A 23,697-nucleotide genomic window follows, 5' to 3' on the forward strand; every position below is an offset into this window, starting at 1 on the left:
CCCGTTGGTTGATGGTCGAGGGCTATTGGGCCTGCCAGCCAAGATCGCGCCGGATCTGCGCGAAGATGGCGGACGACCGTTGCTGGTTGACGCCGATCAGCCGGCCGGCAGCAGCGAGGGACGATCCCTCCGCCACCGCATCGGCGAAGACCGCAATCTTCCGCCGGCCGATCTCGCGGACGGCGATCGATCTGCCGCTCTCCACCGTGCGCGTGACGCCGATCGACCGGTCGAGCATCTCGTTCGCCGCCGCGGCATGGTCGAGGCCATAGCGGCGGATGAGCTCGGACATGCGGGCGGTAAGCTCGTTGTGCCGCGCCCATTTCTCCTGCAGGTCGCGCAGGATTTCGGTTTCCGTCTCCGCGTAGATGATGTCGATGATTACCGGATGCGGCTGCTGGAACCGCTGGAGGCGGTGGATCGCCTGGATCAGGTCGTTGAACTTGAAGCCGATGCCGCAGAAGATCGCGCGGTGGCAATGGCGCTGCAGGTTGGTGCCGCTCCCCAGCATCACCGGCTTGGCCGCCAGCAGCCGCGTCATCCCTTCGGCGAACCGGCTGATGATGCCCTCGCGGGTGTCGAGCAGCTGGGCGCCATAGACGCTTTCGGCTTCCGGCAGGCTCGCCTCGATCGCGCGCCGCTCATCCTCCAGGTCGTGCCAGAGGATGAAATGATCGTCGCCGCTGGAACGGACGATCTCCACCGCCTTCTCGATCCGGGCGGAAAGGGTGGCCCGCTTCTCCCGCGCTGCCTGGGTGACGCCGATCGCATTATCGCGCATCAGCCGCACCTGGCCGTGCTTGTCGGCGCCGGCATCGGCGATATCTGTCTTCACCTCGTGGTAGCGCACCTCGATCGGCGGCAGGTCATATCCCTCATCGGAAAAGCCGAGGTCGCTGGGCCGCTGGAGGAAGACGGCCCAGCTGTTCAGCCACAGCCAGAATTCGTCTTCCTTGTGGGGATAGAGGGTAAGGTCGTTGGCCTTTTCGCTGTTGCGCTGGAAGAACCGGGTCAGCGCCTGGCCCGTGTCCATGATGCCGAGATATCCGGCATAGTGGATCAGTTCCTTGAAGCGGTTGGGCGATGGCGTGGCCGTGGCGACGAATCGGTAGGGCACGCTCTCGAACAGCGGCAGGAACGTCTGGTAGGTCTTCGATCCATAGGATCGCAGCACGCTCGCCTCGTCCAGGCTCACGACGGTAAAGCGGCCGGGCTGGATCTTGCCCTCGCGCACGCTCTCATAATTGGTCAGGAACAGCGATGCCGCCGTATCCTCCCGCGGCCCTCCCTCCAGGACGGCGGAGATCTCGTCGTCGGACTGGACGAAGTGAAGCGCGATGCCCAGCATCGCCGCATCGCGCAGGAACTCGCGGCGCACGCCGAGCGGCGCGACGATCAGGCCTGGCTCGCATGCCGCTTCGGCGATGATGCGGCAGATTTCCAGCTGCTGCATCGTCTTGCCCAGGCCGAACGCCTCGAACAGCGCCCGCCTGCCGCCCTGCACGGCCCACGCGACCACCGCGCGCTGGTGCGCCAGCAGGATCGGGTTCACATCGTCGATCGAGCAATCGAGACCGCTCCGCTCCGCCACCGGCACCTTCGCTTCCAGAAAGGCGCGATAATCGTCGGGACGCACGCTTCCGTCCGGTGCATCGGCCATCGCCGAAGCACCGCTACCCAGCATTTCCATGTCTTCACTCCCCTCGGGGATAGCCCCGGATCAGGTCCTCAATTCTATGGTCAGGCGACCGCCTTGATGGCCGGGCGCCGCATCGCTTCGATCCGCTTCAGCCAGCTGCCGAGCGTGTTGTGGATGCGACGCATCCGGTGCTCGTCCTTCTGAAGCAGCTCATGATCGGTGACGACGACACCGCCGGGGCTGGACGGGTCCTCCGATTGCGCCACCTCGTTCGCGAGCGCGATGATGTCGCGCGTCAGCGGATCGGTGGAGCAAAGCGCGTCGATCGGCGAATTCTTCACCTGATACCTGGCGTCGATCTCGTCGTGGGCGGACGGGTCCAGCGCCAACAGGTTCCAGATCCGATCCGCAGCCGGCAGGCTGGCGCCGCTCTTCAGGTTGCGCAGGTGCCGCTCGGACACGCCAAGCGCCAGGGCGACGCGCCCGTCGCCGTGGGCAGCGCACAGCCGCGCCAGCGATTGCAGCCAGGCGTTGCGGAACTCTGCTTCCGTCAGAGGTTGCGCGGGCGGAACGACATTGCTGTGAGCGTCAGCCATTACGATCACCATGGAAAGAGGGGCATTTAACCGGATCGCAGACCCGCAGCGCGCGGGCCTCGCGCTCATCCGCCGGCCGCGAGGCGACCGGATGGAAGGCCATCGACCCGCGAAGCGTCGGGAAGATCAGGCTCGGGATCGGGGATACGAACATCGCCGGTCAATCCTCCCCTCGCAGAGCCCGAAGCTCCGCCAGAATTCTATCGAGCGTCGGCGTCACCTCCTCGTGGAGGATCTCGCGCACCCGCTCCTCGGAGACCGCCTCGATCGGCGTAATCCTTTCGAGATCGGTCATGCTGTGGCCATCCCGGGTGCCGTTCGACGGTGGCGACGGGATTGCTTCACAAAAGGGGGCGGATCGGCGCGATACCCTTCCATGAACTCCTTGACGCGCTCAACGGTGGACAGCCGGACATCCCGGCCGCCGCGCAAATCGCGCACGAAATGGGGATCGCCCAGTGCCTTGCGGCCGAACGTGATCGGAGACATGCTGTGCTGACCGAGAAAGTTTTCGATCTGGTCGATGAGGCTACTGGTCATAGGAGCCTATCTAACGTAGGTAAAAACCTACCGTCAAGCCAAATTGGTGGGGTTTATCCCAGCGTAGCGCTCAGCGCCCCGGCGTGGGAAATAACCCACATGCCCCACGTGAAAATGACCCCGCTCCAAACGTTCATCCAGCGCGTATTGGATCAGCAGCCGCGCGCGCGCGATCATTACGACAAGTTGATCCAAGGGCGACTGGGGACGACGGGGAAACCTATCTACGATGTCCAGAGGGGAAAGATAGAGCGGCCCGGTGTTAAAACGCTGCAGGCGATGGCTGACGTGCTGGGACAGCCGATGGATCTTTTTACAAGGGCAGCGCAAGGCGAGGACGTCTATCCGGCATGGGGCCGGGCATCAGCCGAGCGGCATCCAGATCAGATGCCCACCCGATCGGCCCATGCGTCGGATGGCGCTGTTGCGCTTAAACAGATCGATCTCAGCTTTTCAATGGGCCCTGGATCAAACATCGACGACTACGTCGAAGAGGGGACGCTTGATTTCGATGCGAACCTGCTCCGGTCTATTACGCGCTCGCCCGCTGAACGGCTTTATGTTGCCAAGGGCGACGGAGACAGCATGTTCCCGACGCTTATCAATGATGACATGGTTATCTTCGACACGCTGCAACGCCAGCTCAACCTGCAGGATCGCATTTGGGCGTGTAGCATCCACGGGGCGGGCGCGATCAAACGCTTACGCTCTGTCGGAAAGGGCCGGGTGCTGGTCATCTCCGACAATCCAGCCGTCGACAACCAAGAGGTTCAAGCCGAAGACCTATTCATAGTTGGGCGGGTGATATGGGTTGGACGGCGGATGTAGATCTGTATGCGGAGGGGTGAATGTTCCTGATACTAGCCGCCCTCTTGGCGAGCGCGGAAAAGCCGACCTTAGTGGAGCGGATGCTGGCGAGACCGCCAGATGCCGTTTTCGAAAGCGCGAAGGCGTCTGAGGATGTCCATACATGCCTCACTAGCATTCAGACTTCTTTGGACCACGCGACCGTGCCGATGAAGGATCGCGTGCGGATAGTGTTCGAATCTGGGGTAGGCATCGTCGATTTATATCAAGACGGGACGGGCACTCGGGCAGATGTCTGGGGCTTTTCCCTTGCGCGCCCGCGCGTAAGGAACTGGGTGCGACGGTGCGTGTAGCCTCGCCTTCCCCCGAGCGAAGGTCGCTAAGCCTCGCCGTCGTGGGCGCTGACTACCCAAACCGACGTGGCCCGACCCGGCGATTCGAGATAGCGATCTGCGCGCCCGGCGATCCAGTGGACCTCCTTGCCGAGCCCAACAACCCCGCCGACCCTCGCGCGGTGGCGGTTTTTAGTGCGCGCGGAGTTCAGCTGGGCTACATCACCGCCGAGCGATGCGGCTGGATCAGCGGCATGTTTGCTCGCGGCTGCGAAATCCACGCGATCTTCCAGCAGCGCACTTCATACGGGTGCGTGATCCGCATCGCTTTTAATGGCGAGCATCCAACCTTGCCGCCATCCAATAACCCGAGAACCCAGCCCGCTGACAATGATTCGGGATTCTGGCCGGATTATATCCCGCCAGATGAGTAGGTTTAACCCTACTATTTGGGCTTGACGTAGTAGGTAATGCCCTACTAAGCTCCCTCCCACGAGCAGACCTCGGCGCGGTGCCGACGCGAGACGCTCGGGGGAGAATTCCATGGCCCAAACCGAAAAATTCGCGGTGCGCAATCGCTGGACTGGAGAGGTCCAGTTTACCGCTGATATCGAATGCGCGGCTGACGCACCGATCCGCGTGAAGCTCGGCCTGGCGATCCGGTGGGCGCGCAAGAGCGGTGCCGACCTGCGCGGTGCCGACCTGCTCGGTGCCGACCTGCGCGGTGCCGACCTGCGCGGTGCCGACCTGCGCGATGCCGACCTGCGCGGTGCCGTCCTGCGCGGTGCCGACCTGCGCGGTGCCGTCCTGCTCGGTGCCGACCTGCGCGGTGCCGTCCTGCGCGGTGCCGACCTGCGCGATGCCGTCCTGCGCGGTGCCGTCCTGCGCGATGCCGACCTGCGCGGTGCCGTCCTGAGCGATGCCGTCCTGCGCGGTGCCGACCTGATCGATGCCGTCCTGCGCGGTGCCGTCCTGAGCGATGCCGACCTGCGCGATGCCGTCCTGCGCGATGCCGACCTGCGAAGTTTCAAGGCCGACTATTGGATGGTGCTGACCGCCGCGCGCGCAGAGGTCCCAGGCGTCATCGCCGCGTTGCGCGAAGGGCGCATCAACGGGTCGGTCTATGCCGGCGACTGCGCGTGCCTCGTCGGCACGATCGCGAACATCCGGGGCGTCGATGTTTCTGCGATGGAGCAAGATTCTCGCCGGCCGGCCGAACAGTGGTTCCTGATGATCAAGCAGGGCGACAAGCCCGGCGACGACACGGGCGGCGGCTTTGCCGCCGGCAAGGCGCTGGAATGGGCGCTGGAATATTGCGCGGCCACTGGCATCGAGGTTCCGCCCGAGCCCGCGCAGGTGGAGGCCGACTGATGCTTCACGCGCCGCTTTCGGGACAGGTCGACCCTGATCTCGTCCAATCGATAGAGGACTTCCTGCCGGTCGCGGCGATGATCCGTGCCCAGTCCGATCTGCTGGCTCGGATGCCGGCCGGCCAGGCGCGCGCGGCGGCTAGGGAGCAGGTCCAGTCCGCCATGGACGACCTGCGTATGCGGGCCGACCGGCACGGGCTGACGGATCGCCAGTTCCTCGTGCTGCTCTATCGCGAGATGACCGCGCGGCGGACGACGGAGCCGGCCGAGGTGGCATCCCTCTCGGTGGTATCGTCCGAACTGGCCTCCGCCTACATCCGCGAGAGCGAGGCTCGCCGGATCCTCACTCGGGCGCAGACCGATTATCTCGCCGCACGCGCTGCCCGAGAGGCTGCCGAGCGCCGCGAAGCGCAGGTTGCCCGGTGATGGCCGGCATCCATCCGCATGCGATCCACAGCGGCAGCGCGGTCCGCCGGGAAGCCGAACGGCGGGCGGCCAAGATGCCGATCGCCCGCGGCGCCTGGCACTGGCTCTCCGCGCCCCGGCCGGCGCTGCCGGGCGAATGGGCTGCCTTTGCGATCATGAACGCGATCACGGTCGCGATCGTCGCCTGGGCGGTGCTCGGCTGATGCTTCCGCCGAAACGTCGATCGAAATCCGGGCGGGAGAACGACGGGCCGCGCTGGGCTGAGATCGAGGCCGAATGGCCCCGCATCGGCGAATGGCTCCAAAGTCAGCGCAAGCAGGTGGCCGCATGAAGCTCCTCTCCACCCTCCGCTGCTGGCTCCGGTCGCTGATCACGCTTCCGGGCTGCTCCACCTGCCACGAACTTCGCCGGTCCTCGGGCAACCGCTGGACTGAGTGCGACACCTGCTGGGACGAACGCCAATGGTAACGAACGACAGCCATCCGCCGCAGCCGGCGTGGGCCGAGAGGGTAGCCGCGCTCGGTTTCCGGAACCCGGCAGGCATCCACAATCAGCCGCCGTTCGAGGCTTGGCAACTGACGGCAAATCCCGCCGGGCCGTGGGGCATCAGGTCGAGAACTGGCGTCAACTGTGCCGGCGCACTGGTAGTCGCGGCTGGCGGCGGTTTCATGCTGCGTAGCCAGGCTGAGGCAATTGCCGCCGCTCTCCGCGCCATGGCATCGAGGGAGGGGGAGCGGTGATGCGATACCTCGATGTCTGCGCCGGTATCAGCGCCAGCACCGTGGCGTGGAAGCCGCTGGGCTGGGAGGCGGCGGCCTATTCCGAGATCGAGGCCGCACCCCGCGCGATCCTCGCCCACCACTATCCCGACACGCCGCTGCATGGCGACTTCACCACCATCCGGGGCGATGAATATGGACCTGTTGACCTCCTTGTTGGGGGAACACCCTGTCAAGACTTCAGCATCGCCGGACTCCGAGAGGGACTGGCAGGCGACCGTGGCAGCCTTTCCCTCGAATATCTCCGCCTTGCTGATCGCGCACGGCCCCGCTGGCTGGTATGGGAGAACGTCCCCGGCGTGCTGTCCATTGACGGCGGACGGGCATTTGGAGCCATCCTCGGAGGGATGGCGGAACTCGGGTATGGGTTCGCCTACCGAATTCTGGACGCTCAGTTCTTCGGAGTACCACAGCGCCGCCGTCGTGTGTTCGTTGTCGGATATCTTGGAGACTGGCGCCGTGCCGCCGCGGTTCTTTTTGAGCGCCACAGCCTGTCGGGGCATCCTGCGCCGCGCCGAGAAGCGGGGGAAGGTGTTGCCCGGCCCATTGCTGCGGGCTCTGCGCGCGGCAGCGGGTATCGGAACGACGCCGACACCGCCGAAAATTTGATTGCCTCGACAGGCAATGTCGCACATTGCCTGAACGCCGGCGCCATGGGACGCCAGGACTATGAAACCGAAACGCTGATCGCTCATTCCCTGCGCGGGGAAGGCTTCGACGCGAGCGAGGATGGCACGGGTCGCGGTACGCCGTTGGTGCCGGTGGCCTTCGACACCACCCAAATCACCAGCGCCGCCAACTACAGCAATCCGAAGGCCGGCGATCCGTGTCACCCGCTGGCGGCCGGCGCTCATCCTCCCGCAATCGCGTTCAACAGCCGCGAAGACCCGTGTAGCAGCGTCGATGTGTTTGGAGCGCTGGGATCGTCGCATCCGCAGGCCCAGGCCTGCACCTATGCTGCGCCGTTAGCGGGTTCGCTTGATGCCACCATGGGTCGCCGCAACGCTTCGCCTGATGGCGACAACAGCAGTTGGCAATCGGTTGCTCAATCCAGTGCCGTCCGCCGCTTGACGCCGCGAGAATGTGAGCGCCTTCAGGGCTTCCCGGAGATTGAGCAATCGCTTAGGATTCTGGTGTGCAAAAGCGAGGACGAGAAGAACGGGCGTGCGCGGTCTGCGGAGCGCGCTTCATCAGCCCCAAGTCTCGACCCAAGCGCACCTGTGGCCGTGCTTGTGCAGATCGACTTAGAGCGGCAGCAAGCTCGGCTACACAGTCTCGGAAGGTCGCCCTGGTCTGCGAGCATTGCGGACGTAGCCGCTTCGTCTCGCCAACCTATGCCGGCAGACGCTTTTGCTCGCCTGGTTGCGCTCATGCACGGCGGCGGGGAGCAGAAAACCCACGCTGGAAAGGCGGCGTCACCGCCGAACATGCAACCTTCTTCTCATCCGTTGAATGGAAGCGTGTCGCTGCTGCTGTCTGGGCGCGAGATCGACGCCGTTGCCAGCAATGCGGGTCAGTTCACCGACGCCCTGAACCAATGTTTGAAGTTCACCACATCGGATCTTGGGCGCGATACCCCGGCCTGCGGCTCGACTTGGCAAACCTTAGCCTCCTGTGCCGCGGCTGCCATAAGTGGGTTCATTCCCGAGGCAATACGGGACGCTTGTTCCTACGAGATTAGGTTCACGACCCACTGCGGCTACACCGCAGTCCCCTATCGCGGCCGGATGATGGCCGATGGCCCGCGCTACAAGGCGCTGGGGAACTCGATGGCGGTTCCGGTGATGCGCTGGATCGGCGAGCGGATCGCCGCGGTCGAGGCTCTCCCTGAAAGGATCGCAGCATGACGCGCGTGGAGCTTCCCGGCAGCTCAACGCTGGACCTGCTCTATTCGGTGGGAAAAGGCCGGCCAAGCCGATCCCCTGCGGGACTTTTCAGCGGCGACATCGCGCAGTCGGTCGGCGAGTGCGTCATGCGCACCGTCGCTAACATGCTGGCGCACGCGACCGCCTATGATCACTGGATATTCGCCTATTCGGGCGGGAAGGACAGCACGGCCACCGTCAGCGCCATCATCACGGCGATCCAGCTCGGCGCGCTGCCGCGCCCGAAGACGATCACCGTCATGTACGCCGACACGCGCCTGGAGCTGCCGCCGTTGCAGGCTGCCGCCCGCGAGATGATGCGGCGGCTGCGGGCGATGGGGATCGACGTCGTCGAGGTGGTCGCGCCGATCGACGAGCGCTTCATGGTCTATATGCTCGGCCGTGGCGTGCCGCCGCCGTCGAACACGTTCCGCTGGTGCACGCCGCAGATCAAGGTCGAGCCGATGACGGCGGCGATCCGGGAGCGGGTCAGCAAGCTGGGCGGCACGGCGCTGACGATCACCGGCGTGCGACGTGGCGAGAGCGATGCGCGCGACGCCCGGATATCGCTGTCCTGCACGCGCAACGGCGCGGAGTGCGGCCAGGGCTGGTTGCAGACCGACCTGCCCGGCGATCTAACGGACACGTTCGCGCCGATCGACCATTGGACGCTGTGCAACGTCTGGGACTGGAATAAGATTTTCGCGCCCTGGCCCGAGTTCGGCGCATGGCCGACGGCGATGATCGCCGATGGTTATGGCGATGAAGAGGACATGCGGACGGGCTGCACCGCCTGCAATCTGATCGCGACGGACGGGGCGCTGGCGGCCGTGGTGAAGCTGCCGGGCTGGGATCATCTGCGGCCGCTGTTCGGGCTGAAGGCGCTCTATTCCGAGCTGAAGCTGCCGCGCAATCGCAAGCGCCAGCCCGGATTCCAGTATCGCAAGGACGGCACGCTTCAGTCCAACCAGCAGCGCATGGGGCCGCTGACCTTCGAGGCCCGGTTGATGGGGCTGGAGCGAGTGCTGCTGATCCAGCGGCGGGTCAACGAAGCAGCCGACCTGCTCGGCCGGCCTGGCATGGTATTGATCGACGCCCCCGAGATGCCCGGCCACTGCCGGCGCGGGCGCGTCTGTGCCCCCGGCGATCCGATCACCAGCAAGGCCAGCCTAGCAGCCGCCCTGATCCTCGGGCCCATCCGGCTCGAGCAGGTCACGACCGATCGATATGGCCGGGCCGTGGGGATCGTCTGGGCTGGGAACGTCAACACGTCCTGCTGGCAGCTTCGCCGCGGGCAGGCCGTCTATCGCAAGGATTGGGATCATCGAGGGGTGATCGGGAGGTGTGTCGCGTGAATCACCAACGCCCAATGACCGCGCGGGAGCAAAATCTTGCCGTGCTCGCGGCGCTGCCGCCGGCCGACAATTCTAATGACCGCCTAATTCCCTTCGCCCGCGTCGAGCAGATCGCGGGGCTGAAGCGGACGCGGATCTACAAGCTGATCCGAGAGGGCAAGTTCCCGAAGCCCTACAAGCCGGGCGGGTTCGGCTCGCGGTGGAGCGAAGCCGAGGTCCGCGCCTGGCTGGAGGCCGTCAAGCAGGCGGCCTAAGCCGCCAGCCGCCCCGGCCCCGTTGCCGCATATCTGATCGGCTTGCCCAGATGCTCTGCCGGATCGCATAGATCGGCGCCGATCAGGTCGGCATACTCGCAAGCAAGCTCGCGGCGCCGGTCCATATACCCCGCCCGATTATAGGCCGTCTCCGAGCCGGATTTTCCTTCAGGGACATGCGCGAGCATCAGGTCGATGACCTCCCGGTCGCCATCTTTCCGCTCGGAGAGCGGGCGGTCATTCATATAGGTCGAGAAGGCTGCCCGAAATCCATGCGGCACATGGCGCTGATAATAGCCGGCGCGGATCAGCAGCGCGCGCAGCGTGTTTTCGCTGATCGGCTTGTGCAGGTGCCGCTCGCCGGGGAAGACATAGGGCAGGCCAGCCGATAGTAGCCACATCACGCGCAGGACGGCCACCGCCTGGGGCGCCAGTGGCACCAGATGGTCGCCGAACTCTTCGGCCTTCCGTTCGTCGTCGCCCTTCATCCGTGCCGCCGGGATGCGCCAGAGCGCCTCGGGCGCGGGGGTATGCGGGTTGCCCCAGTCGATCCCCTCGAACTCCGCCCACGAGGCAAAGCGCAGCTCGTTCGACCGGACGGCGGTGAACGCCAGAAAGCGCAAAGCGAGCTTGGTGCTCGCCCGGCAGCGCTGTGCTTCGCATTTCGCCAGCATGTTCTTGATGGCCCGCAGGCGATCCTCCTGCTTCTGGATGCCGTCGATGACCGAGGGCTGCGGTTTCGAGCGCGGCTTCTTCGCGAGCGCCTTGCCCAGGCTTGCAGCCGGGTCAGCCCCGCACAGGCCGGCGGCGATACCATAGACGAATACCCCGGAAATCCGCTGCCGAAGGCGATGTGCGGTCTCGATCGCGCCGCGAGCCTCTACCTCCTGCAGCACTTCGAGGAGCAGAGGCGCGCGCGCCTCCAACGACCGAATCGGCAGACTGCCAATCGACGGGAAGACGTCGCTTTCGAGGCTTTTCAGGACGTCGGCGCTATGGACCGCCGACCATGGCGCGGGCTTTTTCGTCCAATGGCGGGCGGTCTTCCATGACCATTTGTCGCTATTCGCCGCGCGATATTCGCGCAGCTTCTCCAGCGACCAGCCGCTGTTCAACTCGAACCATTTTTCGGCGACCGATTCGAAGGTGTTCGCGTCGGATTGGGCCTGCTCCTTTCTGGCCACGCGGCGCTCGATCGCCGGGTCGCGCCCAGCGCTGAGGATCTTCTTTGCGGCATCGCGCGCGGCCCGCGCCTCCGCGAGCGTCATGGTAGGGTAGGAGCCGAAGCTCAGCGTCTTTTGCTTTTGCGTCGACGGGGCCACATAATTCATGCGCCAGTGCCGACCGCCGGCCGGGCTGACGTAGAGATAGAGCTGGCCTGAATCGCCCAGCTTGTAGGGCTTGTCCTTCGGCTTCGCCGCCTTGACCTTCGCGTCCGTCAGCACCCATCAGCTCCGATACCATGGTCTGGCATGGTCGATACCATGCGGAATGCCATGCCAGAGGGAGAACGCCAGCGCACAACTCCGCACGACATGCAGGTCGAGAAGCCAGGATTTCCGCGAGAAAATCAAGCCCAGTGAACAGGAGAGAATAGGAAAAAACGGCTAGATGGCGGAGACGGAGGGATTCGAACCCTCGGTACCAGTAATCCCGGTACGGCGGTTTAGCAAACCGCTGGTTTCAGCCACTCACCCACGTCTCCGGGAAAGGCCAGCGGCGGTTTTCCTAGGGTTGCCCGATCGATTGGTCAACGAGGAAAACGCTGACCGCGAAAAATCTACCGGCCTGTGGCGACACGCCAGGCGGCGCAATATGTTCCTGACTTGTTCGAGTTTGATGCCCGCCCCATTGCGCCCTCGACCGCCGGCATAAGCAGGTCCGCGAGAACGATATAATCCGGCGCTGTGCGGTGGACGCCGTCCGATAAATAATCACCACGACTCGGATCGGCGCGGCATCGACTCGGGTGATCGCCCGTTCATTGCCGGGCAAGGGTGAAAGGCGCTAGATTCACGCGCTTGTCGTTCCCGGGGGATGTTTGATGCCGAAATTCCTTGTTTCCTGCGCGCTTGGGCTGGGCGTGGCCGCGCTTGGGCTGGCGGCGCCGGCATCGGCGCAGGTCCGCACCGTCGATCCCAACCAGGCGATCCAGGCGGATGTCACCCCGGTGCCCGCCGACGAAGCCGGTTACGGCACCAACGTGACCGCGCCGGCGCCCGCCGCCGATCCGGTTCCGGCGGAGACCGCCGCCGGCGCCGCGCCCGTCGCGCAGGAAAACGCCACCTATCAGGAAAACGACGTGCTGGCGGCGGCCGAGGGCGTTTTCGGCAAGGGCGCCGAAGGGCTGGCGAAGATGATCGAGGGCATCCTGAAGGACCAGGGCGAGCCCAACGGCTATATCGTCGGCCGCGAGGCGGGCGGCGCGCTGGCGATCGGCGTGCGTTACGGTTCGGGCACGATGTTCCACAAGGTGGAGGGCCAGCGTCCGGTCTACTGGACCGGCCCGTCGGTCGGCTTCGACATCGGCGCGAACGGCGCCAAGACGTTCGTGCTGGTCTACAATCTCTACGACAGCCAGGAACTTTACCAGCGCTTCCCCGCGGTCGAGGGCACCGCCTATGTCGTCGGCGGCTTCACGGCCAGCTATCTGCGGCGCGGCGACGTGGTGCTGATTCCGATCCGGCTGGGCGTCGGCTGGCGGCTGGGCGCCAATGTCGGCTATATGAAGTTCACCGAGAAATCGAGCATCCTGCCGTTTTGACGGGATCCGGCCGGCGCGCGGAATTCTTCCCGCGTCCCGGCGGAAACGTGCCGGCCGCCGAAATCACGGCCGATAGGTCGCCTCGAACCGCACCGGCCGGCCGCTCGCGGCATTGGCGAGCGCGCCTTCCCACATCACCCGCCGGCCGCGAATGATCGTGCCGACCGGCTTGCCGGTCAGCGCCATGCCGGTGAAGGGGGACCAGCCGCACTTGGAGGCGAGCCAGCTTTCTTCCACCGTCCAGCGCGCCTTCAGGTCGACGATCGAGAAATCCGCGTCATAGCCCGACGCGATCCGGCCCTTGGTCACCAGCCCGAACACGCGCTGTGGCCCGGCCGACGTCAGGTCCACCAGCCGCTCCAGGCTCAACCGACCATTGGCGACATGGTCCAACATCAGCGGCAGCAGGGTCTGCACCCCCGGCATGCCGGATGGCGATGCGGGATAGGGCTTCGCCTTCTCCTCGCGCAGATGGGGCGCGTGATCCGATCCGATCACGTCCGGCACGCCCTGGTTCAGCCAGAACCACAGCCCGTCGCGATGCGCGCCAGACCGGATCGGCGGGTTCATCTGGGCATAGGTGCCGATCCGGGGATAGGCCTCCTCGCCCGCCAGCGTCAGATGCTGGGGCGTCACCTCGCAGCTCGCAATATCCTTGTGCCGGGCGATATATTCCAGCTCCGCCGGCGTCGTGACGTGGAGGATGTGGATGCGCCGTCCCGTCTTGCGGGCGAGCGCGATGATCCGCCTCGTCGCCAGCAGCGCGCTCTCGTCGTCGCGCCACACCGGATGGGAGGAGGGATCGCCCTCGATCCGCTCGCCCAGCCGCGCGTTCATCCGCGCCTCGTCCTCGGCATGGATCGCCACGCGGCGGCTGCCCGATCGCAGCACGCGCTCCAGCTGGTCGTCCTCGGCCACCAGCAGGCTGCCCGTGGAGGCGCCCATGAAGATCTTGATGCCGGCGGCGCCCGGCAGCCGTTCCAGTTCCGCACAGCGATCGGCATTCTCGGCGGTGGCGCCGACATAGAAGGCATGATCGCACCACATCCGCCCTTCGGCGCGGGAAAGCTTGTCGGCCAGCGCCTCGGGCGTATCGGTATTAGGCTTGGTGTTCGGCATCTCGAACACCGCGGTGACGCCGCCCAGCACGGCGGCGCGGCTGCCGCTTTCCAGATCCTCCTTGGCCTCCAGCCCCGGCTCGCGGAAATGGACCTGGCTGTCGATCACGCCGGGCAGGATGGTGAGGCCGGCGCAGTCGATCGTCTCGCCGCCGTCGCCCACCTGGCCGATCCGGTCGATTCGCCCGTCCGTAACCCCGATATCCGCCTGCACCGGGCCGCCCGGAGTCCAGACCGTGCCGTTCTTCAGGATCAGATCATGGGTGGGCATGGCGCTTTCCTTTCGTCGCCGGGCTTCCTAACTCTTGGCGATGCCGCATACCACCCCGCACACGCATCTCGCCGACCGCGCCGTCATCCGCCTTTCGGGCGAGGATGTGCGCGGCTTCCTCCAGGGCCTCGTCACCAGCGACGTTTCGGGGCCGCTCCCCGTCTGGGCCGGGCTGCTGACGCCGCAGGGCAAGGCGCTGTTCGACTTCATCCTCTGGGCGGACGGCGATGACCTGCTGGTCGATTGCGAGGCCGACCAGGCCGACGCGCTGGCTCGCCGCCTCACCATCTATCGCCTGCGCCGGCCGATCACGATCGCGCGCGATGCCACGCTGGGTGTCCATTGGGCGCCGGATGGAGTGGAAGGCGTGCCCGATCCGCGCCTTGCCGCGCTCGGCCGCCGCTGGATCGCCCCCGTTCCCGGCGGCGAAAGCGATGCCCCGGCCCGCTGGCGCGCCCATCGCCTGGCCCTTGGCGTCACCGAAGGCGCGGCCGAACTGGGGCAGGACAAGACGCTCTGGCTGGAGGCCAATGCCCGCGAACTGAACGGCGTCAGCTTCACCAAGGGCTGCTATGTCGGGCAGGAGAATACCGCGCGCATGCACCACCGGTCCAAGGTGAACCGCCGGCTGGTGGTGTTGCCGCTGGGTGATGGCGCGACGGAGGATTTCCGCGCCGCTTATCCCGATCTCGGCCTGGGCGTCGCCTTCCGCCGCGTGGAAACGCTCGATCCCGCCGCGCTCCCCGCCTGGCTCGCCGCCGCGATCGCGGCCTGAGCGCGCGCCCGCAACCTATCCTCGCGCCGCGCCAGTTCCTCATAACGGCAGAGCGGTGGCGCCTCGTCGGTAGGCTCGCTGTCGGCGGTATCGGCCATGGCCGGATGCTATCGCCAATCCGGCCTTCGCGCCATGGCGCGCGGACAAGTTCGGATTTGCATCAGTGCCGATGGGGAGGTCCGCGCAGCGCCCCGAAGCCCGGTGCCGGGGATTGTCCGCGCGGCCCGGCGCGGCGGACCGTCGGGCATGCCAAGTTCCGCCAAGTTCCGCCAAGTTTGCGGACACTCGGATGTCGCTTCCCCGGATATTCGATAAGTCGCGCTAATCCCTCGCCCATTGGCTCCGTTCGGCCAGCCGCCAAGGGCGGTCAATCCGGCTGTCGATGACGGGCAGGGCTCTTTTGAACTTTCCTGTTCAAGAGCTGAAAAGTCGATGTGGTGATTGCGTCGCGCACTGGACACCCGGAGATGGAATCAAATAGATTATAAATTCAGATGCGGAATCTTAGGCGCGTTACAGGCTCTAAAAGGGGACGTGGCGGCATGCGGAAGATGGGCTTTGCGGGTCGTTTCGGGAATGACGCGCCAAAACGCTTGAACGTTCCTGAAGTTCCATTTGATCCGACACTTTTCTTCCGCCGGGGAGCGCAGGCGAGAAAATCGGCGTTGCGTTGCGCGGGGAGCCGGCTCGTTCCACAGCCGTCCGGCGGTCCGGGCCACCGTGCGGGGTTGTCACTGGCAGCCGGGCTGGCCCTCATCACTGCGCCTTCCGCATCCTGGGCCGCCTGCACCGGCACGACCGTGATCACCTGCACGGGCACGACCAACCAGCGCGTCGGCAACGGCCCCGGCCAGGTGGATGGGACGAGCGTAACGATAGCGGCCAATGCCCGGCTCAACGGGAGGAGCGATAACGCCATCAGCCTGCGGGACAATGCCACCATAACGCTGCAGAACAATGCCCGCGTGACCAACTCGGCCACCGGCAATGGGAACGGTCAATATGGGGCCGGGCTGAATACGATCGAGTTCAGGTCGAACGGCACCCTCACGATCGGCACGGGCGCCTCCGTGGAAGCGCTGGGAGATCAGACCAGAGGCGAGCCCATCAATGTGATGGGCGCCGGCAACAGCATCATCAATCGCGGATCGATCATCTCGACCAACGGTGCGGCGATCTGGTTCGAGGACACGGTTGTCGGCAGCGGCAACCGGATCGACAATTACGGCACGATCACCACGAGGGTGAGTGCCAGTGCCAATGTGATCGGCAATAACGGGACCAGCGACGTCACCTTCATCAATCGGACGGGAGGCAGGGTCGAAGGCAGCCTGTCCTTCGCTGGCGGCAATGACAGCCTGACGCTGGAAGCCGGGTCGACCATCACCGGCAGTTTCAACGGCGGCGGCGGGACGAATACGCTGACCTTGAGTGGCGGGGCGGGCTCGTCCGATAGCCTGTCGGGCGATATCCGCAATTTCCAGACCTTGACCAAAAGCGGCGAGGGGCGCTGGACGCTGACCGGCGCGGTCGGCGCCAATGGCGGCAACGCCGCGCTTCAGGTTCTCGTGAATCAGGGCACGCTGGCGCTGACCGGCAACAACCAGAATTTCAACGGTAGTGTCACGGTCGCCAGTGCGGGGATTCTGGAGGCGCGCGCGCAGAGCCTGCCGCTGACGATTACCGATAACGGCCTGGTGCGTTTCGTGCAGGATTCGGATGGCGCCTATTCGGGCGTCATCTCCGGCAGCGGGTCCGTCGAGAAGACGCTAGGCGGCACGCTGACCCTGGCGGGAACCAGCAGCTATTCGGGCGGCACCACGATCAACGCCGGCACGGTGCGGATTTCGTCCAACGCCAATCTCGGCGCCCCGACGGGCGGACTTGTTCTGAACGGAGGCACGCTCGCTTCGACGGCCAATATCACCACGGCGCGCGCCACGACGATCGGTGCGGCCGGGGGCGCCCTGGCGCCGGATGCCGGCACCACGCTGACCCATAACGGCGCGATCACGGGGCCGGGAACGCTGACGAAGCAGGGGGGCGGCACGCTCGTCCTGACGGCGGTCAACGGCTATCAGGGCGGCACCAATATCGCGGCGGGCACTTTGCAGATCGGCGCCGACGCCAACCTCGGCGCCGCGGGGACCGGGCTGACGTTCAACGGCGGCACGCTGCGCACCACCACCACCATGGCAACGGCACGCGGGGCCGTGATCAATGCGGCCGGCGGCACGCTCGAAACCCAGGGAAACACCACCCTTACCTATGATGGTCTGATCTCCGGGGCGGGGGCGCTCGGCAAAAGCGGGGCCGGCACGCTCGTGCTGACGGCCGCAAACCAGTATGCGGGCGGCACGAAGGTGACGGGCGGCGTCGTCCAGATCACGAGCGACGCCAATCTCGGCGCCGCGGGCGGCGCCCTGACGCTCGACGGGGGAACGCTCCGCACTGGCACCGACATCACGATCGGACGCGCCGGGGTGATGGGTGCGGCGGGCGGGACGTTCGATACCACCGCCGGCACGCTCACTTATGAAGGCGTGATTTCGGGCAACGGCGGGCTGACCGCCACGGGGGCGGGCGGCAATCTGGTGCTGACCGGGGCCAACAGCTATCGGGGCGCGACGACGGTCGATGCCGGCTATCTGATCGTCAATGGCGACCAGACCCAGGCGACCGGCCTCACCACGGTCGGCAATGGTGCGCGCCTCAGCGGCAAGGGGATCATCGGCGGCAGCGTCCAGGTGGGGAATGGCGGCATTTTCGCGCCGGGTTCGGAGCCATTCACGCCGGCGACGCTCACGATCAACGGCGATCTGGCATTCAGCAATAATTCCAATATCTTCTACGATATCCAGGATACGGCGGTGGGCGGATCGCTCAACGATCTGACCATCGTGAAGGGAAACCTCACGCTCGACGGCGTCATCAACGTGCATGACCAGGGGCAGGATCTGGGGCCGGGCGTCTATCGCATCATCAACTATAGCGGCACCCTGATCGATAATGGGCTAGAGATCGGCCAATATCAGTCGGCGCCCGGAACTTCGGGGCGGCCGCTGGACAATTTCAGCGTCCAGACCGCCATTCCGGGCCAGGTCAACCTGATCAATACCACGGGATTGTCGCTGAATTATTGGGACGGCAGGGACGGGCCGAAGAATAATGGTGCCATCAACGGCGGCGACGGCCAGTGGGTGAGAGCGGGAGAAGCCGCCACATCCAACTGGACCGATGCGGACGGCGGCGTGAACGCGCCATGGAGCGACGGCCAGTTCGCGATCTTCCAGGGTTCGTCCGGCATCGTCACCATCAGCCATCAAGATGGAGCCGTGACGGCATCGGGCATGCAGTTCGACGTGGATGGCTATGTCCTTAACGGAGAGGCGCTCCTGCTGGTGGATTCCAGCGCGGCGCCCGGAGAGGCGACCATCCGCGTGGGCAACGGCGGCGCGGCAGGCATGACCGCGACGATCAACGCACAGCTCACCGGCGATGTGCTGCTCCGCAAGACGGATGCCGGCACGCTCGTGCTGAACGGCGTGAACACCTATACGGGCGGCACCCGCATCGAGGGCGGCGTGATCCAGATCGCGAGCGATCAGGCGCTCGGTGTGGTATCCGGGAGCCTCACGCTCGACAGCGGCACGATCCGGACCATGGCCAGCATGAGCGCGTCGCGCGATGCCGTCCTGAACAGCGGCGGCGGGACCGTGGATGTGTTCGGATCGACCACGCTCACGCTCAACAATGCCATCACCGGCGTCGGCGCGCTGACCAAGGCCGGCGATGGCACGCTGCAATTGCTGGCCGGAAACAGCTATGCCGGCGGCACCACGATCAGCGCGGGCAAGCTGCAACTGGGTAATGGCGGCACCACCGGCAGCATCCTGGGCGACGTGATCAACAACGCCGCATTCGCGGTCAATCGTTCCGATACGTTGACCTTCGGCGGCACGATATCCGGGACGGGCCGGTTCGAGCAGGCCGGCACCGGCACGACGATCCTGACGGCTGATAGCCACTACACCGGCGGCACCACGATCAGCGCCGGCGCGCTCCAACTCGGCAATGGCGGCCTGTCCGGGGGCATCACCGGCGACATCGTGAACAACGGCACGCTTGTCTTCAATCGCGGCGATATGACCCGTGCCAGCGCACTGACGCTGGATGGCGTCATTTCGGGAACGGGCGGGCTGGTCGATATCGGCTCAGGCATCACGGTGCTGACGGGCAACAACAGTTACAAGGGCACCACCGATATCCGCAGCGGCTATCTGTTCGTGAACGGCGATCAGAGCGAGGCGACGGGACTGACCACCGTGGCCGCCAATGCGCGGCTGAGCGGACACGGCACGATCGGCGGCAATGTGCAGGTGGCCGATAACGGCATATTGGCACCGGGATATGAGCCCTTCACGCCGGCGACGCTGACGATCAACGGCGATCTGGTGCTGAGCGACAATTCGAACCTCTTCTACAATATCGGGGATACCAGCGTCGGCGGGCGGCTGAACGATCTTACGATTGTGCACGGCAATCTCACGCTGGATGGCGTGATCAACGTTCTGGACCAGCAGCAGAATCTGGGCGCCGGGGTTTACCGCATCATCAATTATGACGGCGATTTGATCGATCGTGGCCTGCGGATCGGAACATATATGTCCGATCCGGACACGCCTTCCGGCCGGCCGTTCGAGGGCTTCAGCGGGATGCGGAACCCGGCGGCGTCTATAACGAAGGGCCGGCCTTCAGGGCCAATGTCCGCGCCTTCCAGGTCGGCGTGGATCTGTGGCGGGGCGGCACGCCGGGCAAGAGCCTGACCGTCGCCGGCCTATATGGCGCGGTCGGCTGGAACGAGGGGATCGTGAAGGATCACGATCTTTCCTATGCCGGCCAGGTGAAGTTCGATGCCTATACGGTGGCGGGCTACGCAACCCATTATGGGCCGGGCGGCTGGTATGTGGACGGCGTCGTCCAGGCGACGTGGTACAAGGTGCGCGCCGGATCGGTTTCTCCCGACGACATGAAGACAGACGGCACGGGCATCGCCGTGTCGCTGGAAACGGGCTATCCGGTGCGCCTCGGCGGCGGCTTCAGCATCGAGCCGCAGGCGCAGCTCATCTATCAGCATCTCGACCTGGACGACAGCGCGGACATGGCCGCCGACGTTCAATTCGACAAGGCCGAGGCGCTGACCGGCCGGATGGGCCTGCGGCTGCTGCACAATGGCGAGCGGCCCGGACGTGACGGGCCGCGCCCGATCGCCACCTGGCTGAGGGCGAATGTCTGGCGCGAATTCAACGCCGATCCCCGGACGTCCTTCTCCTCCGAGGATGGGCCGGTGCCGTTCCGGTCGAACATCAAGGCGACCTGGGCCGAATTCGGGGCCGGCGTGTCGACCGAGGTTACGCGCGGCGCCACGCTGTTCGGCAGCGGATCGTGGCAGACGGCCTTCGGGCAGGAGACCAAATCTTGGGGCCTGCGCGCCGGCTTGCGCTTCAACTGGTGAGGATAGGGCGTAACGGCCGATAGCTCCCCCGATTCTCGGGCTGGCCCTTCCTCAGGGGCCACGCCCGCGATCGTGCGGCATCGCCGCGCTGGCGCCTACAGGCAGGATTCGAGGAAGGGCTGGTCGAAACCGAACTGCTTGGCCTTGTCCAGCGTATAGGGGCGCAGGCCCATGGCGCGATATTCGCCGATGATCTTGCCGTCGGCGCTTTCGTCCAGATATTCNCATGGCGCGATATTCGCCGATGATCTTGCCGTCGGCGCTTTCGTCCAGATATTCGAACTTGAATAGCTCCTGCGTCACGATCACCGGGCCTTCCATGCCGATCACCTCGGTGATGTTGGTGACGCGGCGGCTGCCGTCGCGCAGGCGCTTCACCTGGACGATGAGGTCCACCGAATCGGCGATCTGGCGGCTGATCGCCTCCTTGGGCACCTTGATGTCCGACATCATCACCATGTTTTCCATACGCGCCAGCGCCTCGCGCGGGGAGTTGGAGTGGAGCGTGCACATCGATCCATCGTGGCCGGTATTCATGGCGGCGAGCATGTCGAAGCATTCGCTGCCGCGGATTTCGCCCAGGATGATGCGATCGGGGCGCATACGCAGCGCGTTGACGACGAGATCGCGGATGGTGATCGCGCCATTGCCCTCCAGATTGGCGGGACGGGTTTCCAGCGGCAGCCAGTGGGGCTGCTGAAGCCGAAGCTCGGCCGCGTCCTCGATGGTGATGACGCGCTCGCCCGGGTCGATCATCTTCGAAAGCGCGTTCAGCATCGTCGTCTTGCCCGATCCGGTGCCGCCGGAGATGACGATGTTGAAGCGGCTGGCGCCGGCGATCTTCAGGGCGGTGGCCATCTTCGGGCTCATCGATCCGAAGCCGGCCATCATGTCGAGCGTGATCGGCTTGGCGGAGAATTTACGGATCGAGATGGCGGTGCCGCGCAGGGACAAGGGCGGCACGATCACGTTGACGCGGCTGCCGTCGGCCAGGCGGGCGTCGGCCAGCGGCGTCGTCTGGTCGACGCGGCGGCCGACCTTGTTGACGATGCGCTGGGCGATCTGGAACAGATGCTCCTCGTCGCGGAACTGGATGTTGGCGAGCTGCAGCTTGCCCTTCTTTTCGATGTAGGTCTGGTCCGGCCCGTTGACCATGATGTCGCTGATGTCGGCGTCGGCCAGCAGTTCCTCGAGCGGGCCGAGGCCGAGCAGCTCGTCCACCAGCACCTTTTCCAGCGCGAACTGCTCACGCCGGTTCAGGTTGATCTTCAGCTCCGCCAGCACCTCGCCGATGATCGGGCGGAATTCCTCGGCCAGCTCATCCTTGTTGAGCGTGGCGGCCGCCTCGGGGTCCACCCGCTCCAGCAGGCGCGGCAGCACCTGTTCCTTGATCTTGTGGACGGACGCCTCGAATCCCTCCGCCTTGGCGGGGCCGGCCTCGGCCGGGGCGTCCTGGCGATGGGCGAGCCGCGCCATCGCGTCCACCGGCGGCGCCGGCTCGGCGGGCGCGCCGGGCAGGGTCGCGGGATCGACCGTGGGGAACTGGTTGCCGCCGTCGAGCGGGGAGGAGGCGTTGCCCCCGCCCTGCATGGGCCGCGCCACGCCGAAGGAAGGGCGCTGGCCCGCGCCCGTCAATCCGCCGCGTCGTCCGAATGCGCTCATCCCCACTCACCTGTCACTTGCCGGAATTCCGGCCATGGTCTTAGGACGCACTCTTTGACAATTGCCTAACCAATGCGGATGAACCGGGCGATGACCGTTCGTGCCGCAACCGCCGCCCCGGCCAATGCCAGCCATCGCCGCGCGGCGATGCTGCTGGCGCTCGCCGGCTTCGCCTGTCTTTCCGTGGGCGATGGGCTGGTGAAATCCATGGCCGGGCAATGGCCGGGATCGGCGATCTCGGCCCTGCGCTACGTCTTCGGCCTGATCGGTCTGGGCATCGCCATCGCGGTGACGCAGGGGAGAGCGGGATTCGCCTGCCCCCGGCCCTGGCTGCAATTCGGTCGCGGCGCGGCGGTCGCGGTGGCGACGCTGGGCTTTTTTCTGGGCGTGCAGGTGATGCCGCTGGCGGACAGCACCGCCATCCAGTTCACCAGCCCAATTCTCACGGCCCTGCTGTCCGCCCTGCTGCTGCGCGAGCATGCCGGCCGGGCGGTGTGGGTGGCGACCGTGATCGCCTTCGCCGGCGTGCTCATCGTGCTGCGGCCCAACCTGCTGGCGCTGGGGCCGGCCGCGCTGCTGCCGGTGGGCGCGGCGCTGGGCATGGCCTTCCTGATGATCTTCAACCGGATGGCGGCGGGCGGCGCATCGGCGATCCAGATGCAGTTCCTGGGCGCCTGCTTCGCCACGCCGATCCTGATCCTGGCGGCGGCCGTGGGCGAGCTTTCCGGCGCGGCGCGATTCCATGTGGCATGGCCGGACTGGACGGTGATGCTGCGTTGCGCGGTCGTTGCGGTGACGGGCACGGTCAGCCACCTCCTCATCTACCTCGCCACGACGCGGGCGAGCGCGGCCACGATCGCGCCGATGGCCTATATCCAGATAGTCGTGGCGCTGCTGATCGGCGCGCTGGCTTTCGGCGACCTGCCCGATCCGGTGACGGTGGGCGGCGTCGCGCTTATCATCTGCGCCGGCCTCTGGCTGTTTCGCGGCCAGAGCGAGCCGATGGTGGAGGGGACGCCCGACTGAGGCGGCCCCGGAGCGGGAGGAAGGCGATGCGATTCGCGGTGGCGATGGCCGGGCTGCTGGCGGTGGCGGCGCTGCCCGCCCGGGCGCAGGATGCGGCGAGCCTGGGCTGGCTTTCGGGCAACTGGCATTTCGAGGCGCCGGACAGGCGCTGGACGGCCGAATGGTGGACGGAACCCATGGGCGGGATGCTGATGGGCGGCAGCGTCACCGGCATCGGCGGCCAGGCCGATTTCTTCGAGCATGCCCGGATCGCCGCCGATGCGGATGGCACGCTCACCTATTTCGCCATGCCGCGCGGGCAGGCGGCGGTGCCGTTCCGGCTGGTGCGGGCGGACAAGGGGGAGGCGATGTTCGAGAATGCCGCCAACGATTTCCCGCAGCGCATCCACTATCGGCGCGAGGGCGACATGCTGGTCGCGACCATATCGACGCTGGACGGCGCGCGCGTCGAACGCTGGCATTATCGCCGGCGCTGACGCGCGTTCCGATAGTCAGGCGGGAACCGCCACGGCCCGCGGCCGGCGCCGGATCGCCATGCCGACCAGGCCGAAGCCGGCGATCATCATCGCCCATGTCGCGGGTTCGGGCACGGAGGCGGTGATC

Annotated in this window: 20 protein-coding genes, 1 tRNA gene and 3 pseudogenes; 15 read left to right on the forward strand and 9 right to left on the reverse strand. The window is 65.9% G+C overall.

The features are described from left to right. Positions 1 to 22 precede the first annotated feature (22 nt). From CV103_RS12070 to CV103_RS22165, 4 genes are all read right to left on the reverse strand, one after another. Positions 23 to 1,690, reverse strand: coding sequence for an SNF2-related protein (locus CV103_RS12070; RefSeq protein WP_107395071.1), 1,668 nt, complete (start codon positions 1,688 to 1,690; stop codon positions 23 to 25). A gap of 50 nt (positions 1,691 to 1,740) precedes the next feature. Continuing rightward, positions 1,741 to 2,235 (reverse strand): hypothetical protein, encoded by a 495-nt coding sequence (locus tag CV103_RS12075; RefSeq protein ID WP_107395072.1) that lies wholly within the window; start codon positions 2,233 to 2,235, stop codon positions 1,741 to 1,743. 160 nt (positions 2,236 to 2,395) lie between these two features. Next, positions 2,396 to 2,530, reverse strand: a complete 135-nt coding sequence (locus tag CV103_RS23075; RefSeq protein ID WP_281258483.1) for a hypothetical protein — start codon at positions 2,528 to 2,530, stop codon at positions 2,396 to 2,398. Next, positions 2,527 to 2,775, reverse strand: coding sequence for a hypothetical protein (locus CV103_RS22165; protein ID WP_211314390.1), 249 nt, complete (start codon positions 2,773 to 2,775; stop codon positions 2,527 to 2,529). The genes CV103_RS23075 and CV103_RS22165 overlap by 4 nt, the downstream gene beginning before the upstream one ends. Before the next feature lie 99 nt (positions 2,776 to 2,874). Here CV103_RS22165 and CV103_RS12080 point away from each other — a divergent pair, with 99 nt between their 5' ends. From CV103_RS12080 to CV103_RS12130, 9 genes and pseudogenes are all read left to right on the forward strand, one after another. Continuing rightward, positions 2,875 to 3,603, forward strand: coding sequence for a S24 family peptidase (locus CV103_RS12080; protein WP_170112624.1), 729 nt, complete (start codon positions 2,875 to 2,877; stop codon positions 3,601 to 3,603). 373 nt (positions 3,604 to 3,976) lie between these two features. Further along, the gene (locus CV103_RS12090; RefSeq protein WP_281258484.1) at positions 3,977 to 4,348 is read left to right on the forward strand and encodes an HIRAN domain-containing protein; all 372 of its coding nucleotides are present in this window, start codon (positions 3,977 to 3,979) and stop codon (positions 4,346 to 4,348) included. Positions 4,349 to 4,457: 109 nt separating this feature from the next. Beyond that, the gene (locus CV103_RS12095) at positions 4,458 to 5,285 is read left to right on the forward strand and encodes a pentapeptide repeat-containing protein (protein WP_107395076.1); all 828 of its coding nucleotides are present in this window, start codon (positions 4,458 to 4,460) and stop codon (positions 5,283 to 5,285) included. Continuing rightward, positions 5,285 to 5,710 (forward strand): hypothetical protein, encoded by a 426-nt coding sequence (locus CV103_RS12100; protein WP_107395077.1) that lies wholly within the window; start codon positions 5,285 to 5,287, stop codon positions 5,708 to 5,710. The genes CV103_RS12095 and CV103_RS12100 overlap by 1 nt, the downstream gene beginning before the upstream one ends. Beyond that, positions 5,710 to 5,913: a hypothetical protein gene (locus tag CV103_RS12105; protein ID WP_107395078.1), complete on the forward strand. Its 204-nt coding sequence runs from the start codon at positions 5,710 to 5,712 to the stop codon at positions 5,911 to 5,913. The genes CV103_RS12100 and CV103_RS12105 overlap by 1 nt, the downstream gene beginning before the upstream one ends. A 536-nt stretch (positions 5,914 to 6,449) precedes the next feature. Continuing rightward, positions 6,450 to 6,932 (forward strand): annotated as a pseudogene (locus tag CV103_RS23220) (DNA cytosine methyltransferase); the annotation flags it as partial. Between the two features lie 1,094 nt (positions 6,933 to 8,026). Further along, the gene (locus tag CV103_RS23225; RefSeq protein WP_107395136.1) at positions 8,027 to 8,170 is read left to right on the forward strand and encodes an HNH endonuclease; all 144 of its coding nucleotides are present in this window, start codon (positions 8,027 to 8,029) and stop codon (positions 8,168 to 8,170) included. 162 nt (positions 8,171 to 8,332) lie between these two features. Next, positions 8,333 to 9,709 (forward strand): phosphoadenosine phosphosulfate reductase domain-containing protein, encoded by a 1,377-nt coding sequence (locus CV103_RS12125; protein ID WP_245896806.1) that lies wholly within the window; start codon positions 8,333 to 8,335, stop codon positions 9,707 to 9,709. Beyond that, positions 9,706 to 9,963: a helix-turn-helix transcriptional regulator gene (locus tag CV103_RS12130; protein ID WP_245896808.1), complete on the forward strand. Its 258-nt coding sequence runs from the start codon at positions 9,706 to 9,708 to the stop codon at positions 9,961 to 9,963. The genes CV103_RS12125 and CV103_RS12130 overlap by 4 nt, the downstream gene beginning before the upstream one ends. Here the strand turns inward: CV103_RS12130 and CV103_RS12135 are convergent. Together CV103_RS12135 and CV103_RS12140 are read right to left on the reverse strand one after the other, a co-directional pair. Beyond that, complete coding sequence (locus CV103_RS12135) at positions 9,960 to 11,408, reverse strand: tyrosine-type recombinase/integrase (RefSeq protein ID WP_107395079.1); 1,449 nt, start codon at positions 11,406 to 11,408, stop codon at positions 9,960 to 9,962. The two genes, CV103_RS12130 and CV103_RS12135, sit on opposite strands and share 4 nt — an antisense overlap. Positions 11,409 to 11,575: 167 nt before the next feature. Beyond that, positions 11,576 to 11,668 (reverse strand) — tRNA-Ser (locus tag CV103_RS12140). 339 nt (positions 11,669 to 12,007) lie between these two features. Between CV103_RS12140 and CV103_RS12145 the strand changes: the two genes are divergently transcribed. Further along, positions 12,008 to 12,727: a DUF1134 domain-containing protein gene (locus CV103_RS12145; protein WP_070934429.1), complete on the forward strand. Its 720-nt coding sequence runs from the start codon at positions 12,008 to 12,010 to the stop codon at positions 12,725 to 12,727. 63 nt (positions 12,728 to 12,790) lie between these two features. On the opposite strand, the gene CV103_RS12150 is transcribed toward CV103_RS12145, so the two are convergent. After that, entirely contained in the window at positions 12,791 to 14,116 is a 1,326-nt protein-coding gene (locus CV103_RS12150) for a dihydroorotase (RefSeq protein ID WP_107395080.1), read from the reverse strand. A gap of 40 nt (positions 14,117 to 14,156) precedes the next feature. On the opposite strand from CV103_RS12150, the gene ygfZ reads away from it, so the two are divergent. The 3 genes from ygfZ to CV103_RS12165 all read left to right on the forward strand — a co-directional run bounded on the left by ygfZ (position 14,157) and on the right by CV103_RS12165 (position 20,406). After that, complete coding sequence (gene ygfZ, locus CV103_RS12155; RefSeq protein WP_107395081.1) at positions 14,157 to 14,891, forward strand: CAF17-like 4Fe-4S cluster assembly/insertion protein YgfZ; 735 nt, start codon at positions 14,157 to 14,159, stop codon at positions 14,889 to 14,891. A 728-nt stretch (positions 14,892 to 15,619) separates the two neighbouring features. Continuing rightward, entirely contained in the window at positions 15,620 to 19,717 is a 4,098-nt protein-coding gene (locus CV103_RS12160) for a beta strand repeat-containing protein (protein WP_170112625.1), read from the forward strand. Continuing rightward, a complete protein-coding gene (locus CV103_RS12165; protein ID WP_170112626.1) occupies positions 19,678 to 20,406 on the forward strand; it encodes an autotransporter domain-containing protein in 729 nt (242 codons plus the stop codon). Before CV103_RS12160 ends, CV103_RS12165 begins: the two co-directional genes overlap by 40 nt. Before the next feature lie 95 nt (positions 20,407 to 20,501). On the opposite strand, the pseudogene CV103_RS12170 reads toward CV103_RS12165, so the two are convergent. Beyond that, positions 20,502 to 22,068 (reverse strand): annotated as a pseudogene (locus CV103_RS12170) (TadA family conjugal transfer-associated ATPase). 90 nt (positions 22,069 to 22,158) lie between these two features. Here CV103_RS12170 and CV103_RS12175 point away from each other — a divergent pair. Further along, positions 22,159 to 23,094: a DMT family transporter gene (locus CV103_RS12175; protein ID WP_015457733.1), complete on the forward strand. Its 936-nt coding sequence runs from the start codon at positions 22,159 to 22,161 to the stop codon at positions 23,092 to 23,094. A gap of 26 nt (positions 23,095 to 23,120) precedes the next feature. After that, positions 23,121 to 23,570 (forward strand): DUF6265 family protein, encoded by a 450-nt coding sequence (locus CV103_RS12180; RefSeq protein WP_070934424.1) that lies wholly within the window; start codon positions 23,121 to 23,123, stop codon positions 23,568 to 23,570. Between the two features lie 15 nt (positions 23,571 to 23,585). Here CV103_RS12180 and CV103_RS23230 read toward each other — a convergent pair. Then, a pseudogene (locus CV103_RS23230) lies at positions 23,586 to 23,687 on the reverse strand (PEPxxWA-CTERM sorting domain-containing protein); the annotation flags it as partial. Between the last annotated feature and the right edge of the window lie 10 nt (positions 23,688 to 23,697).

The sequence above is a fragment of the Edaphosphingomonas fennica genome, assembly GCF_003034225.1.
Classification (GTDB): domain Bacteria; phylum Pseudomonadota; class Alphaproteobacteria; order Sphingomonadales; family Sphingomonadaceae; genus Sphingomonas_E; species Sphingomonas_E fennica.